The sequence below is a fragment of the Pseudofrankia saprophytica genome, from assembly GCF_000235425.2.
GTDB classification, from domain to species: Bacteria; Actinomycetota; Actinomycetes; order Frankiales; family Frankiaceae; genus Pseudofrankia; species Pseudofrankia saprophytica.
This window is the reverse complement of record NZ_KI912266.1, coordinates 3,600,056-3,613,960: the sequence shown is the minus strand read 5'-3', so window position 1 is coordinate 3,613,960 and position 13,905 is coordinate 3,600,056. Positions and strand designations below refer to the sequence as shown.

At 71.6% G+C, this 13,905-nt stretch carries 13 protein-coding genes; 9 read left to right on the top strand and 4 right to left on the bottom strand.

All coding sequences use genetic code 11. From position 1 onward, the window contains the following. Window positions 1-306: 306 nt before the first annotated feature. The 8 genes from FRCN3DRAFT_RS0215080 (at window position 307) to FRCN3DRAFT_RS0215045 (ending at window position 7,847) form a co-directional block, all read left to right on the top strand. Window positions 307-1,311: an ABC transporter substrate-binding protein gene (locus FRCN3DRAFT_RS0215080; RefSeq protein WP_007512573.1), complete on the top strand. Its 1,005-nt coding sequence runs from the start codon at window positions 307-309 to the stop codon at window positions 1,309-1,311. 86 nt (window positions 1,312-1,397) lie between these two features. Continuing rightward, window positions 1,398-2,192 carry an ABC transporter permease gene (locus FRCN3DRAFT_RS0215075; RefSeq protein WP_007512575.1) on the top strand — a complete coding sequence of 265 codons (795 nt, stop codon included), beginning with the start codon at window positions 1,398-1,400 and terminating at the stop codon, window positions 2,190-2,192. Next, window positions 2,189-3,007, top strand: a complete 819-nt coding sequence (locus tag FRCN3DRAFT_RS0215070) for an ABC transporter permease (protein WP_007512577.1) — start codon at window positions 2,189-2,191, stop codon at window positions 3,005-3,007. Before FRCN3DRAFT_RS0215075 ends, FRCN3DRAFT_RS0215070 begins: the two co-directional genes overlap by 4 nt. A gap of 3 nt (window positions 3,008-3,010) precedes the next feature. Next, complete coding sequence (locus FRCN3DRAFT_RS0215065) at window positions 3,011-3,880, top strand: ABC transporter ATP-binding protein (RefSeq protein WP_007512579.1); 870 nt, start codon at window positions 3,011-3,013, stop codon at window positions 3,878-3,880. After that, on the top strand, window positions 3,877-4,620 hold the full coding sequence (locus FRCN3DRAFT_RS0215060) for a PIG-L deacetylase family protein (RefSeq protein WP_007512581.1): 744 nt from the start codon (window positions 3,877-3,879) through the stop codon (window positions 4,618-4,620). Before FRCN3DRAFT_RS0215065 ends, FRCN3DRAFT_RS0215060 begins: the two co-directional genes overlap by 4 nt. Beyond that, window positions 4,617-5,333 (top strand): 4-carboxy-4-hydroxy-2-oxoadipate aldolase/oxaloacetate decarboxylase, encoded by a 717-nt coding sequence (locus tag FRCN3DRAFT_RS0215055; RefSeq protein ID WP_007512583.1) that lies wholly within the window; start codon window positions 4,617-4,619, stop codon window positions 5,331-5,333. Before FRCN3DRAFT_RS0215060 ends, FRCN3DRAFT_RS0215055 begins: the two co-directional genes overlap by 4 nt. After that, window positions 5,320-6,417: a 4-oxalomesaconate tautomerase gene (locus tag FRCN3DRAFT_RS0215050; protein WP_007512586.1), complete on the top strand. Its 1,098-nt coding sequence runs from the start codon at window positions 5,320-5,322 to the stop codon at window positions 6,415-6,417. Before FRCN3DRAFT_RS0215055 ends, FRCN3DRAFT_RS0215050 begins: the two co-directional genes overlap by 14 nt. Window positions 6,418-6,527: 110 nt before the next feature. Further along, window positions 6,528-7,847: a gallate dioxygenase gene (locus FRCN3DRAFT_RS0215045; RefSeq protein WP_007512588.1), complete on the top strand. Its 1,320-nt coding sequence runs from the start codon at window positions 6,528-6,530 to the stop codon at window positions 7,845-7,847. A 36-nt stretch (window positions 7,848-7,883) separates the two neighbouring features. On the opposite strand, the gene FRCN3DRAFT_RS0215040 is transcribed toward FRCN3DRAFT_RS0215045, so the two are convergent. Beyond that, on the bottom strand, window positions 7,884-8,540 hold the full coding sequence (locus FRCN3DRAFT_RS0215040) for a GntR family transcriptional regulator (protein WP_007512590.1): 657 nt from the start codon (window positions 8,538-8,540) through the stop codon (window positions 7,884-7,886). Between the two features lie 408 nt (window positions 8,541-8,948). Between FRCN3DRAFT_RS0215040 and FRCN3DRAFT_RS0215035 the strand changes: the two genes are divergently transcribed. Beyond that, window positions 8,949-10,835 (top strand): potassium transporter Kup, encoded by a 1,887-nt coding sequence (locus tag FRCN3DRAFT_RS0215035; RefSeq protein WP_232794048.1) that lies wholly within the window; start codon window positions 8,949-8,951, stop codon window positions 10,833-10,835. 54 nt (window positions 10,836-10,889) lie between these two features. Here the strand turns inward: FRCN3DRAFT_RS0215035 and FRCN3DRAFT_RS0215030 are convergent, their stop codons facing one another. From FRCN3DRAFT_RS0215030 to FRCN3DRAFT_RS51495, 3 genes are all read right to left on the bottom strand, one after another. Then, window positions 10,890-11,990, bottom strand: coding sequence for a hypothetical protein (locus FRCN3DRAFT_RS0215030; RefSeq protein ID WP_007512593.1), 1,101 nt, complete (start codon window positions 11,988-11,990; stop codon window positions 10,890-10,892). Then, the gene (locus FRCN3DRAFT_RS0215025) at window positions 11,987-12,583 is read right to left on the bottom strand and encodes a SigE family RNA polymerase sigma factor (RefSeq protein WP_007512595.1); all 597 of its coding nucleotides are present in this window, start codon (window positions 12,581-12,583) and stop codon (window positions 11,987-11,989) included. Before FRCN3DRAFT_RS0215025 ends, FRCN3DRAFT_RS0215030 begins: the two co-directional genes overlap by 4 nt. Before the next feature lie 121 nt (window positions 12,584-12,704). Continuing rightward, a complete protein-coding gene (locus FRCN3DRAFT_RS51495; RefSeq protein WP_007512597.1) occupies window positions 12,705-13,904 on the bottom strand; it encodes an ROK family transcriptional regulator in 1,200 nt (399 codons plus the stop codon). Between the last annotated feature and the right edge of the window lies 1 nt (window position 13,905).

Genomic DNA, 13,905 nt, shown 5'->3' with positions numbered 1-13,905 from the left:
CGAACGGGCCGCCGGCTTCGAGTACTTCCTCGGGCGGCGGGCCGGGACCACGGCGCAGACCGTCTGCGACACCCGGCTCCTCGCCTCCCACACCCGCTTCAGGTCAATGATGGACGGCCGGTCCACCCCCACCGGACTGCGCCACCGCTGGCCCGCCCCAGCATTGGCCGCGGTCCTGCCCGATCGGCCACGGACCCGACCCCGCCCCCAGGATGGCGAAAAGATCTACAACATTATTGTTGACAATCTGTCGGCCATTCCGTCAGGTTGTGGGAGCTGATTGATCGCGCGCCCAAGGGAGTGCCCATGCGTGTAAGAGCCCTCGGTCTCTGGATCGAACGGAGTCGGCGACCCGCGCTCGTGGCCACAGGCGCGGTAACCGCCCTCTTACTCTCCGCCTGTGGAGGTTCGTCCGGTTCCGACTCGCCCTCGTCGGACTCGACGCCCGGTACGACGACCGTCAACGTCGGAGTGATCCCGATCGTCGACGTGGCGCCGATCTACCTCGGCGTGCAACAGGGCTTCTTCAAGGCGGAGGGGCTGAACCTCAAGCTGGCGACCGCCCAGGGAGGCGCCGCGATCGTCCCCGGCGTCACCAGCGGCCAGTACCAGTTCGGCTTCAGCAACACGACGTCGCTGCTGCTCGCCGCCTCGAAGGGGCTGCCGGTCAAGGCGCTGACCGCGGGCGTCGCCACCACGGGCAGCGAGGGCAAGGACTTCGGCGCCGTCGTCGTGCCCGCGGACAGCCCGATCCACAGCGCCGCCGACCTCGCCGGCAAGCGGGTGGCCGTCAACACGCTCAACAACATCAACACGACCACCGTGAACGCGGCGGTCCGTGCCGGCGGCGGCGACCCCTCCGGCATCGACTACGTCGAGCTGGCCTTCCCGGAGATCACGCCGGCGGTGGCGAAGGGCGACGTGGACGCGGGGCAGCTGGTCGAGCCGTTCCTCACCATCGCGAAGAACCAGGGCATGCGTGAGGTCACCTCGAACTACGCGGCGACGAACCCGAGCCTGACCATCGCTATGTACTTCACCTCGGCGAACTACGCCAAGAGCCACCCGGACGTGGTGCGCCGGTTCACCACGGCGATGAACAAGTCGCTGGCGTACGCGGACGGCAACCCCGACGCCGTCCGTACGGTCCTGACCTCGTACCTCAAGATCGACCCCGCCGTCCAGAAGGCGATCACGCTGCCCAAGTGGCCCACCGCGATCTCCACGGACTCCGTCGGCAAGCTGGCCGACCTGGCCGTCCAGGACAAACTGATCACGCAGAAGCCGGACCTGTCCGCGCTCCTGCCCTGACCCGCGCCGTCATGTCGTCGCGACAGCGCTCGGTCGCCCGGGATCCCGTGACACCGGCCGCCTCGACGGGTCCGCTCGATCCGGCCATGCCGGATCGAGCGGGTCGATCCCTGCCTTTCGCGGACGTGGGTCTGGGCCTGCTCGGCCTGCTTGTGATCGTCGCCGTCCTGGAGATCCTGCCCCGCAGCGGCCTGGTGGACCGCGACTACCTGCCGCCGTTCACCTCGATGGCCGCCGCCCTTGGCGGTCTCGTGCAGGAGCGGGACTTCTGGGTCGCCGTCGGCGAGACCATCCGCGGCTGGGCCGCCGGGCTGGCGCTGGCCATGCTGATCGGCGTGGCCGGCGGGCTGGTGATCGGCAGTGTGCCGCTCCTGCGCCAGCTCACGGCGTCGACGATCGAGTTCCTGCGCCCGATCCCGTCGGTCGCGCTCATCCCCCTGGTCGTGTTGCTCTATGGCAGCCAACCGCGCTCCGCGCTCGTCCTCGTCGTCTACGCCGCGACGTGGCAGGTGCTCGTCCAGGTCCTCTACGGCGTGGCCGACATCGACCCGGTGGCGCGGGACACCGCCCGCTCCTACCGGTTCTCCCGGCTCTCGGTCGCCCGATCGGTGGTCTGGCCGACCACCCTTCCCTACGTGCTCACCGGTTTCAGGCTGGCCGCCGCCGTCGCGCTGATCCTGGAGGTCACCGCGGAGCTCGTCATCGGCGTCCCCGGGCTCGGGCAGTCCATCGGGGTCGCGCAGTCCTCCGGCGCGGTCGCCGACACGTACGCGCTCGTCATCGTCGTCGGCCTCCTCGGCGTCCTGGTGAACCTCGCGGCCAGGGCCGTCGAGCGCCCGGCACTGAGCTGGCACCCCTCCGTCTGGCGGGAGGCCGCATGAAAATCGCCCAGCGCGGTGTCGGCGTCCCGCGGGGCGTGCGCACCGCGGCGCTGCGGCTGGTGACGGGGCTGGCGCTGCCCGCGGTCCTCGTCGCCGTCTGGTGGATCGTGACGGCCGGCAGCACGAGCTTCTACTGGCCGCCGCTGTCGACGATCCTCCGGACGTTTCCGGACACGTGGTTCGGCGACCGGATCACCACCGACGTGCTGCCGAGCCTCGGTCGGCTCACGGCCGGGTACCTGCTCGCCGTGGTGATCGGCGTCGCCGTGGCCATCCCGATCGGCCTGTCCCGCGTCCTGCGGGCGCTGACCGAGCCGGCGCTGGAGTTCTTCCGGGCCATCCCGCCGCCGGTCCTCGTGCCGGTGATCGCGCTGTTCGCCGGCTACACCGGATCAGCCTCGAAGATCCTGACCATCGCGTTGGGCTGTGTCTGGCCGATCCTGCTCAACACGGTCGAGGGTGTGCGCGCGGTGGACGAGGTCCTGCTGGACACCGCCCGCAGTTATCACCTGCGCCGGCGCACCACCCTGCTGCACGTGGTGCTGCGTGGGTCCAGCCCGCGGACGTTCGCAGGGGCACGCCAGGGGCTGTCGATCGCGGTGATCCTCATGGTGGTCAGCGAGCTGTTCGGCGCCAACCACGGGCTGGGAGCCAGCGTCGTGCAGTTCCAACGCGGGTTCGCGATCCCGCAGATGTGGACGGGGATCATCGTCCTCGGCCTGGTCGGGGTCGCGCTGTCCGCCATCTTCCAGATCGTCGAGCACTTCGCCCTCGCCTGGTACCGGGGCCTGCGCGACGCCGACCGAGGAGCCTGACAGATGAATGGCATCGAGGCGGCGAAGCCCGCCCCGCCGGCCGAGACCGGCCCGGACGACGACGGGCCCCCCGGGCTGACGCCCGACACCGCGGTCGCCCTGGACGTCCGTGCTCTGGGCAAGGTCTACTCCGGTCACGGGCGCCCGGTCGAGGCGATCCGCGACCTGACGTTCACCGTCGGCCGTGGCGAGTTCGTCTGCGTGGTCGGCCCGTCCGGGGCAGGCAAGACGACCCTGCTGCGCTGCGTCGCCGGGCTTCTCGACCCGTCGCGCGGCGAGATCCTGCTCGGCGGCGTCCGGGTGACGGCCCCGCCTCGCGACATGGCCGTCGTGTTCCAGGAGTACGGGCGAAGCCTCTTTCCCTGGATGACCGTCCGGCGCAACATCGAGCGGCCCCTGATCGAGAAGGGCATCCGGCGCGCCGAACGACGCGCCGTCGTGGACGAGGCGCTCGCGGCCGTCGGTCTCACCGACAGCGGCGACGCGCATCCCTGGCAGCTCTCCGGCGGCATGCAGCAGCGGGTGGCCATCGCCCGGGCCGTCGCCTACCGCCCGAGCGTCCTGCTGATGGACGAACCGTTCGCGGCGGTGGACGCGCAGACCCGCGCCGAGCTGGAGGACCTCGTCCGGGCGCTGTGGAACCGGCTCGGGGTGACCGTGCTGTTCATCACGCACGACATCGACGAGGCCGTCTACCTCGGCGAGCGTGTGCTCGTGCTGTCCGACCGCCCCACCACGGTGCTGGCCGACCTCCGCGTCGACCTGCCGGCCGAGCGGGACCAGCTCCTGACCCGTTCGGCCGCGAGGTTCGGGGAGTTGCGCGGCCAGGTCTACGCACTCGTCCAGCAAGCGAAGAAGGGACATCGCCCGTGACCTACCCGGCTTCCGGCAACGGCTCGCTGCTCGTCGTCAGCGCGCATGCCGGCGACTTCGTGTGGCGGGCCGGCGGGGCGATCGCCTCGGCGGCCGCGCGTGGCGATCGCGTGACGGTGGTCTGCCTGAGCTACGGCGAGCGGGGTGAGTCAGCCCGCGCCTGGCGCGAGGGCCTGCGCCTGGACGAGATCAAGGCGTTGCGTCGGACCGAGGCGCAGCAGGCCGCCACCGCGCTTGGGGCCGACGTCCGTTTCCTGGACGCCGGGGACTACCCGTTGCCGGAGTCCCCGGAGCTGGTCGACCGCCTGGTCGGGATCTACCGGGAGGTGACACCGACGATCGTGCTGACACACACGTTTTCCGACCCGTACAACAACGACCACGCGGTGGCCGCGCGGATCGCGACGCAGGCGCGGATCCTCGCCCAGGCGGCCGGCTACGACGCTCCCGGCGCTCCGCTGGGCGCACCACCGGTGTTCCTGTTCGAACCCCACCAGCCGGAGATGTGCGGGTTCAGCCCCGAGGTGCTGCTGGACATCACGCCGGTGTTCGAACGCAAACGCGCCGCGATGGAGGAGCTGAAGGCCCAGCAGCACATGTGGGACTACTACACGGACCTCGCCAGGCGGCGCGGCGTCCAGCTGCGGCGCAACGCCGGGCCGAACCTCGGCCTCTCCCATGGCACGATGGCCGAGGCGTTCATGCGGGTCTACCCGCAGGTGACGGAGGTCCTCTCATGAGGACGATCGTCGTCACGGACCCGCCGCGGGCCGACGCCGAGGTCGCCACAGCCCTCGGCGCGCACGGCGTCGCCACGGTCCACGAGGCCCTCGGGCGCATCGGGTACCTCGGCCCGGCGTTCCGCCCGGCCTGGCCCGGCGCGCGGATCGGCGGGACCGCGGTGACCGCCCTGTGCTGGCCCGGCGACAACCTCATGATCCACGTGGCCGTCGAGCAGTGCGGGCCCGGGGACATCCTTGTCGTGGCGACGAACTCGACGTCCGACGACGGCCTGTTCGGGGAGCTTTTCGCGACGGCGCTGCGCCACCGCGGCGCCCTGGGCGTCGTCGTGGCGGGCGGCGTCCGGGACGTCGCCGACCTGCGCGACGCGCGGTTCCCGGCCTGGTCCCGCGCGGTCAGCGCGCAGGGCACGGTCAAGGCCACCCCCGGTGCCGTCAACGTCCCGGTCGTGCTCGGTGGCCAGAGCATCCACCCGGGTGACGTGATCGTCTGCGACGACGACGGCGTGGTGCGGGTGCCGCGCGCGGCGGCGCCGGCCGCCCTCGCCGCGGCCCGCGCCCGGGCGGAGAAGGAAGAGGCGACCCGCGCGGCGTTCCTCGGCGGTGAGCTGGGCCTGGACCGGTACGGGCTGCGGGACCGGTTGGCACAGCTCGGCATCGAGTACGTCTCGCACGCCGACTACCAGCGGGAACGCCCCGATGACCAGTCATGACGACATCGGCGTCCGCGCCATGATGATGCGCGGTGGCACCTCACGTGGCCTGTACTTCCTGGCCTCCGACCTGCCGGCCAACCCCGCGGAGCGCGACGACCTGCTGCTGCGGCTGATGGGTACGCCCGACCCGCTCCAGATCGACGGGCTCGGCGGCGCGACCTCGCTGACGAGCAAGGTCGCCGTCGTGTCGCCGGCGGCCGACGGCCAGGCGGACGTCGACTACCTGTTCCTGCAGCTGGGCGTCGACGAGGCGACGGTCAGCGACCGGCAGAACTGCGGCAACATCCTCGCCGGCGTCGGTCCGTTCGCACTCGAACGCGGCCTCGTCCGAGGCGGCGCGCAGACGGCCGACGGCCTGGCGACGGTGCGCATCCGGATGGTGAACACGAACAGCATGGCGGTCGCCCGCTTCCCCGGCCCCGGTGGGCGGCCCGACTACCGCGGCGACACCGCCATCGCGGGCGTGCCCGGGACGGCGGCGGCGGTCTCCCTCGCGTTCACCGGCACGGAGGGTTCGACGACCGGCCGCCTGCTGCCCACCGGCCGGGTCCGCGACGTCGTCGACGGCGTACAGGTGACGTGCGTCGACAACGGGATGCCCGTCGTGCTGGCCGAGGCCGCCTCGCTGGGACTCGACGGGAGCGAGCCGCCGGATCTCCTGCGCTCCGACGCCACCCTGCGCGAGCGGATCGACGCCCTGCGCCGCGCGGCGGCCGACGCGATGGGACTCGGCGACGTCCGCGGGGCCCCTGTCCCCAAGACCGTGCTCGTCAGCCCGCCCCGGGACGGCGGCCACGTCGCCACCCGCAGCTTCATCCCGGTGCAGCCGCACACGACGATCGGCGTGCTCGCCGCGATCAGCGCGGTGACCGGAATGCTGATACCGGACGCCGTCGGGCACGGCCTCGCGGCCCGGCGGCCGGCCGGCGCGCGCTTCGTCGACGTCGAGCACCCCACCGGTCACCTGCTCGTCGACGTCGAGGTCGACACCACCAGCCAACCGGTGCGGGTCCGCCGCTCGGGCGTCGTGCGCACCGCGCGCAAGCTCTTCGACGGCGTGGCCTTCCCACGCGACCACTGACGACCGACGACTGAGTACTGACGACTCACGACTCACGGCTCCGGCCCGCGCCCGGCGGCCGCTGCGGCCGCGCCAGCCACCACGGGCCGAACGAACGACTGGAGGAGCGGATGGCTCGGATCATCGGCGGCGTCGCGGTCTCGCACACACCGACCATCGGCTTCGCCTACGACGCGGACAAGCAGGACGACCCCGCCTGGGCGCCGATCTTCACCGCGTTCGAGCCGGTGCGCGACTGGTTCAGCCAGCAGCGACCCGACGCGATCGTCTACGTCTTCAACGATCACGTCACGTCGTTCTTCTTCGACCACTACTCCGCGTTCACGCTGGGGATCGGCGACAGCTACCCCGTGGCGGACGAGGGCGGCGGCCCGCGGGCGCTCCCGGCGGTGCCCGGGAACCCGCGCCTGGCCCAGCACATCGCGACGAGCCTCGTCACCGACGAGTTCGACATGTCGTTCTTCCAGGACAGACCGCTCGACCACGGCTTCTTCTCCCCGATGTCGGTCCTGCTCGAACACGCGGACGGCACCTGGCCGACGACCGTCGTCCCGCTCCAGGTCGGCGTGCTGCAGTTCCCCATCCCGTCCGCCGCCCGGTGCTTCAAGCTGGGCCAGGCACTGCGGCGCGCCGTCGAAAGCTACCCCGAGGACATCAGCGTGGCCGTCGTCGCGACCGGTGGGCTCTCGCATCAGGTGCACGGCGAGCGCGCGGGTTTCAACAACACCGACTGGGATCGAACGTTCCTCGACACGATCACTCGCGATCCCGCCACCCTCGCCGCGATGACCCATGCCGAATACGCGGAGCTCGGCGGCCTGGAAGGCTCCGAGGTCATCATGTGGCTGATCATGCGGGGGGCGCTCTCGGAGAACGTCCGTCAGGTGAGCAGCTCCTTCTATCTGCCATCGATGACCGACATCGGCACGCTCGTCCTGGAGAACGAGACGGCGGACCTTCCGGTGGCGGCACAGGACCGCCACCGCCACCGCGAGCGCATGGCGCAGCAGCTCAGGGGCATCGACCGGCTTCCGGGCACCTACCCGTTCGACCTGGCCCGCAGCCTCAAGGCCTACCGGCTCAACAAGTACCTGCACGCGATGATCGACCCGGCGCACCGGGCCCGCTTCCTGGCCGACCCCGAGGCGTCGTTCGACGAGGCGGGCCTCACCGACACTGAAAGGGATCTCGTTCGCCGGCGGGACTGGCGAGCCATGATCCACTACGGCGTCATCTTCTTCGTGCTGGAGAAGCTGGGGGCCGTGGTCGGCACCTCGAACCTGCACATCTACGCCGCGATGCGCGGCGAATCGCTGGACGACTTCCTGGCCACCCGGAACACGAAGGTGCTCTACTCGGTCTCCGGAAGTCAGGCCACGAAGAGCGACCCCTGGAAGACGTCACCAGAAGGCGACGCGCCGGCAACCTAGATCCCATCCGCGCCGCGCCGAAGGGCCGTCAGGCGGTCAGGCGGTCTCGGTCTGCCGCAGGGCCTCGATCACGCTCGCGATGTGGGCCCGCGCGGCGGCCTCGGCCTTGGCAGGGTCACGCTCGGCGATGCCCGCGATGATGGCCAGGTGCTCCGCGAGGGACACCTGCGGGCGGCCGGGCCGCAGGGACAGGCGGAACTGGTATCGGACGAGCTGCGCGTTGAGGCGGTCGAGCACCTGGTTGGCCACCGGCTGGGCGGCGATGTCGCGGACCCGGCGGTGCAGCTCCCGGTTGAGGTCGGAGTACTTGATCGGTTCTCCGTCGGCGACGGCCGCGCTCAGCTGCTCACCGAGCGCGGCCAGTGACGCGATCTCGTCGTCGGTGGCGGCCCGCGCGGCCCGGCCGGCGCACAGGCCCTCCAGGACCATCCGGCACTCGGTGATGGCGACCGCCTCGTCCACCGAGACCACCCGCACCCGGGCACCCCGGTTCGGAATCCGCTCGACCAGGCCCTCGGCCGTCAGGTCGATGAGAGCCGCGCGCACACTCGCCCGGGTGACGCCGTACATCTCCGCGAGGTCACCCTCGACCAGCCGCTGACCGGGCGCGAGGTCGCCGCGCGCGAGCGAGTCCCGCAGGGCGTCCGCGGCGACCCGGGCACCGGCGGCACCTTCCCGCGGCGGGCCGTCCACAAGCACCTCCTTCGTTGCGACGGGCGGAGCACGGGAAGCTCAGGCGCCATCACACAACGATTGTCAACAATATCGCACACATTTTCGGCCGTCGAAGCATCGGAGTGGGTGGTGTCACAGGCACCCGTGATCACAGGCCGGTCGCCGCAGGCCCGGCGCAGAGCCGGCGCAGGCCGAGCCCTGATCAGCGGACGTCACACGGGATACCTGTCGGGTGGGACTGAGCGGTCGGGGACGCCGAACCTGGAGGCACCCGCGCGGCGGCGGTACCGTCTGGGCGCGGATGCCGGGCTTCCAGCGCGCCGCCAGTACTCAGGAAGGACGGCCGTGACGGATCGCCGGCAGTTGACGGCGTCGGGTCCCGGGTCGGCGTCGCCGGCAGGCACCCACGGTCCACAGGGGCGCGAGGTGGCGCGGCTCGCGCTGGTCGTGGGCGCCCTCGGCGTGGTGTTCGGCGACATCGGGACCAGCCCGATCTACACCCTTCAGACGGTGTTCAACCCGAGCGACCCACATCCCGTCCCGGTCAGCAGGGACAACGTGTTCGGCGTGGTGTCGCTGGTGTTCTGGTCCGTGACGATCATCGTCACGGTCACCTATGTGCTGCTGGCCATGCGCGCCGACAACGACGGCGAGGGCGGCATCATGGCCCTGATAACCCTGCTGCGGCGGCCGGGAACAGGGCGGGGTGGCCGGACCGCCGCGATACTGGCCGGGCTGGGCATCTTCGGGGCGGCGCTGTTCTTCGGCGACAGCATGATCACTCCGGCGATCTCCGTGCTGTCCGCGGTCGAGGGCATCAAGATCGTGCAGCCGTCGCTGGAGGAGGCGGTGGTGCCGGCCACCGCGGTGATCATCGTGATGTTGTTCCTCGTGCAGCGATTCGGCACCGCCGCCGTCGGCCGGATGTTCGGACCCGTGATGATCGTGTGGTTCGTGACCATCGGCGCGCTGGGAGTGGTCGGCATCTCCGGCCACCCGGCCATCCTCGAGGCGTTGTCACCCACCTACGCGGTGGGCTTCCTGACCGACCACTTCGGCATCGCCTTCTTCTCCCTCGCCGCGGTCGTGCTCGCGGTCACCGGAGCCGAAGCGCTGTACGCCGACATGGGGCACTTCGGCCGGCCGGCGATCAGCCGGGCCTGGCTGCTCCTGGTGTTTCCCGCCTGCGTGCTCAGCTACCTCGGCCAGGGCGCGCTGATCCTCGGCGACCCGGACAAGATCAGCGGCCCCTTCTTCCTGCTCGCCCCCGGCTGGGCACGGCTGCCACTCGTCCTCCTGGCCACCGCGGCGACCGTGATCGCCGCCCAGGCGGTGATCACCGGGGCGTACTCGGTCGCGGCCCAGGCCGCCGAGCTCGGCTACCTGCCCCGGCTGCGGGTCGTCCACACCTCGGAGTCGACCTACGGGCAGATCTACGTGCCGTGGATCAACTGGATGCTAATGGTGGCCGTGCTCACGCTGGTCTTCGCCTTCCGCAGCTCGGCGGCGCTGGCCTTCGCGTTCGGCATGGCGGTCACCGGGACGATCACCATCACCACCCTGATGTTCTTCTACATCGCCCGGTGGACGTGGCACCCGCCGCGGTGGCTGCTCTTCTCGGGCGCGGGCGTGCTGCTGCTGGTCGACCTGCTGTTCGTCGCGGCCAACCTGACCAAGCTCGTCCACGGCGCGTGGCTGCCACTGCTCATCGCGCTGACGGCGTTCACGGTGATGACCACCTGGCAACGCGGCCGCCGGATCGTCACCGCGCAGCGGGAACAGCACGAGGGGTCGCTGCGCGCGTTCGTCGACGACCTGCGCACCGGCGCCCTGCCCGCGATGCGGGTGGCGGGCACGGCCGTGTTCCTCAACCGCGGGAAGCGCACCGCGCCGCTGGCGCTGCGGGCCAACGTCGAGCACAACCACGTCCGCCACGACCATGTCGTGATCCTGTCGGTCGAGACCCTGCCCGTGCCACGCGTGCCGGCGAGCGACCGGACAGCCGTGGACGAACTCGGCTACACCGACGACGGCATCACCCACGTCACCGCCCGGTACGGCTACATGGAGACACCGGACGTGCTCGGCGCGCTGCGGATGCTCGACCCGGTAGCCACCGAGGGCGAGCTGGACCTGGCCGGGGCGTCCTTCTTCCTGTCCAAGATCGAGCTGAGACCCGGTGACGCACCGACCATGGCACGCTGGCGCAAGCGGCTGTTCATCGCCACGTCCCACCTGACGGCCGACGCGGCGGAACACTTCGGACTCCCCCGCGACCGCACCGTCGTCATGGGCTCACATATCGAGCTGTAGCGCTCGCGGCGAGGTCGTTGTCCTCACCAACCTCGCCCGCGCCGCCGACCTCGACTAGGGATTCGTGAGGGTGCCGCCCCCGGTCAGGCTCTGGGCGTTCGAGCCGGGGTCGGTGGGCGGCACATAGTCGTAGTGCAGGCGGCCCGAGGCGTCGATGGTCAGGCGGGCGGGCGGCGGAGCGCAGCCGTTGTTCCCCGGCAGCTCCTCCAGGTAGATCTCGGAGCCGTCGGCCGCGGCCGACAGGAGCTTCATCTTCCCGGAGCAGTTCAGGTGCAGCAGCACGCCGATGACCGTTCCCTGCTCGCCGCCGGCGATCTCGAGGGCTACGCGCCGGGGCGCGGCGAGATCGCTGCGCGCGATGTCGCCGGACCAGACGTGGATGAACGCCTTCGGGACCACCTGGATGGGTTCCTCGCCGGTGAGGAAGGGGGTGAACTCGGCGCCGTTCCACCGCCAGACGAAGGTACGGCGGGTGATCAGCCCGGGCGTGTCCCGCGCGGGTGGGTAGTCGACCGCGGTGACGAGCTCGTTGCCGATGGCACGGACCTTCCGGTCGGCGAACCCGGTCGGAACCTGGCCGTTGACCGCGGGCGGGCTGAGGGTGGCGAGCAGCGTGCGGTCGTCGCGATAGACCTGAACGAACGAGGTATCGACGGCGGGGCCGCCCGGGTCGAGGTGGCGGCAGTACAGAAGGACAGCCGCGTAGTCGGCGGTGGACCCGGCGACGAAGCGGCCGGTGGCGGAACCGCCGAACACCAGCAGCACGCCCTCGCCAGGACCGTCGCTGGTCGTGCCGGATACCAGCCCGCCGCCGTGGCGGAGCGTCACTCGCGATGCGCCATCGCCCGCGGCGCACCGCGCCGGCGGGTCGACGGTGGTGTTCGCCCAGTCCAGACCGGCAAAGGTGGAGCCAGTGTCCGCGGGCGCTGGCCGGCTGTCGCGCTCAGCCCCGTCGGTGCGGAGGGCGACCGGTAGCGAGACACCGACCGCGACCACGACCACGACCGCGGCCATGGCGGCGAGGGCCCGGGTCCGCCGACGGCGGCGCTGGACGCGGTGACGGACTGCTTCCGCCAGTCCAGGGTCGACGGACGGGTGGCCGAGCCCGGTCCGCAGGGTGGCGCGGACCTCGTCCTCGAGGGGAGTTGTGGTCACAGCGTGTTCCTCCCGCGCGGTGTGTTCGCCCCGGCCGGCTCGTCGCCGGGCGGGGGGTCGGCGATGTCGACCAGGTGGTGGCTGTCGCGGAGCCTGGCAAGACCGCGGAACGCCTGGCTGCGGACGGAGCCGATCGAGCAGCCGAGCGCGGCCGCCACCTCGCCCTCTGGCAGGTCGTGGAGGTAGCGCAGCACGATGACGGCCCGCTGACGGGGTGGCAGCGACAGGAGCGCACGGACCAGCCCGTCCCGCTGGGTGAGCCGGATGGCGTGGTCGAGCAGGTCGGGGCCGGCGGGCTCATGCTCGGCGAGCAGCGGCACCTCATGGCCCCGGACCCTCAGCCGGCGCCAGCGGCTGGTCGCGGCGTTGGCGAGCGCCCGGCGGACGTAGGCCTCCGGGTTTCCTACCCAGACCCGGTTCCAGTGGCGATAGGTGCGTTCCAACGCGCCCTGCAGCAGATCCTCCGCCTCGCCCCGGTGACCGCCGACGAGCCACAGCGCGGTCAGCAGCAGCCGGTCCCCCGACACGGCGACGAACCGTTCGAAGGTCCCCTCCGGGTCGTCACCGTCGTCCCTCTCCCGGTCGTCCAGCACCTCGGCCGCCTCCAGTCGCTCCGCTCCCTGCGCCGTCGCCCGCGTCAACGCGACGGAGCCGGCGCGCTATGAGTGGAACAACAAAGGATGAAACGGCCCGGGGCGGCGTGGTTCGCGCCCGCTATGGGACACGCAGGCGGGTCGGGTCGGGCAGGCCGTAACGCGCGTTCAGTACCTGCATCGCCGCGCCCGCCGCGATCACGTCGGTGCCGAGGCTGGTCAGGGTGACGTTGACGGTGAGCCAGTCGGCCCGGGGAACCTGGGTGCGCACGGCCCGTTCCACGGTCTGGTGGTAGACGGCGCCGTGGCGGAGCAGGTCGGACCCAGCCAGGACGACGTGGCCGAGGTCGAGGGTCTGCAGGAGGTTGATCACACCGGTCGCGAGCACGGCCGCGGCCGCGGCCGGATCAGTGGCACGGTTGTGGACGGCCTCCAGGCAGCCGTGCCGGCCGCAGACGCACGGTGGGCCGTCGAGCTGGACGACGGTGTGCCCGAACTCGCCGGCGTTGGTGTGCGTTCCACGGTGCGCCGCACCGCTCAGCCAGAGTCCGGCGCCGATCCCGGTCTCGACCAGGACCAGGGCGGCGTCGCGGAATCCGGCGCCGCATCGCCAGGCTTCGGCCGTCACTCCGGCGGTGACGTCCTTGTCCACCAGCACCGGCAGGCCGAGCCTCTTCTCGGCGAGATCGGCCAGCGGGACGTCGTGCCAGTGGCGCAGCCCGTGTGCGTCGCGGACCATGCCGCTGGCCTGGTCGAGCGGACCGATCATGCCGATTCCGACTCCCACCAGCCTGCGCCCGAGGCGGGTCGCCGTTGACGTACCGGTTTGGTCGGTGGCGCTCGCGCGGGTGGCTTCGAGGCCTGGCCGTGGTTGCGAATGTCCCGCGGCAGGTGGCTGGGCCGGCTTCCGTTCCGGGAACAGGTGGTGCTCGGTGGTCATGCCCTCGACGCCGGCAGCGAGGTGGGTCAGCAACTGGTCCGGGGTGAAGTCGGCCGGCAGCGACGTGGTGGTGGAGGCGCGGACCGTGCCAGCCAGGTCGGTCAGGGCGAGGCGCACGGCGCGCCGGGTGACGTGCGCGCCTATCGCCCAGCGGCTGTCCGGCACCAGCCGGTAGACCGTGGCCGGCTTGCCGAGAGCCGGGCGGCGCACCCCGGCCGGGACGATCACACCCTCCTCGACCAGGCGGGCCAGCACCTTGGACACCGCCTGCGGGGTCAGGCCGGTGACGTCGGCCACCATGCCGCGCTCGATCGTCGGCGTGGTCCGGGCCAGCGCGATGACGAGAGCCTCGTGGTAGTCCCGCAGAAAGGACAGGTGCACA

Coding starts and splice junctions, on each gene's coding strand:
- FRCN3DRAFT_RS0215065 (WP_007512579.1), top strand. CDS start 3,011: ATGAATGGCATCGAGGCGGCGAAGCCCGCCCCGCCGGCCGAGACCGGC.
- FRCN3DRAFT_RS0215080 (WP_007512573.1), top strand. CDS start 307: ATGCGTGTAAGAGCCCTCGGTCTCTGGATCGAACGGAGTCGGCGACCC.
- FRCN3DRAFT_RS0215050 (WP_007512586.1), top strand. CDS start 5,320: ATGACCAGTCATGACGACATCGGCGTCCGCGCCATGATGATGCGCGGT.
- FRCN3DRAFT_RS0215045 (WP_007512588.1), top strand. CDS start 6,528: ATGGCTCGGATCATCGGCGGCGTCGCGGTCTCGCACACACCGACCATC.
- FRCN3DRAFT_RS0215055 (WP_007512583.1), top strand. CDS start 4,617: ATGAGGACGATCGTCGTCACGGACCCGCCGCGGGCCGACGCCGAGGTC.
- FRCN3DRAFT_RS0215075 (WP_007512575.1), top strand. CDS start 1,398: ATGCCGGATCGAGCGGGTCGATCCCTGCCTTTCGCGGACGTGGGTCTG.
- FRCN3DRAFT_RS0215070 (WP_007512577.1), top strand. CDS start 2,189: ATGAAAATCGCCCAGCGCGGTGTCGGCGTCCCGCGGGGCGTGCGCACC.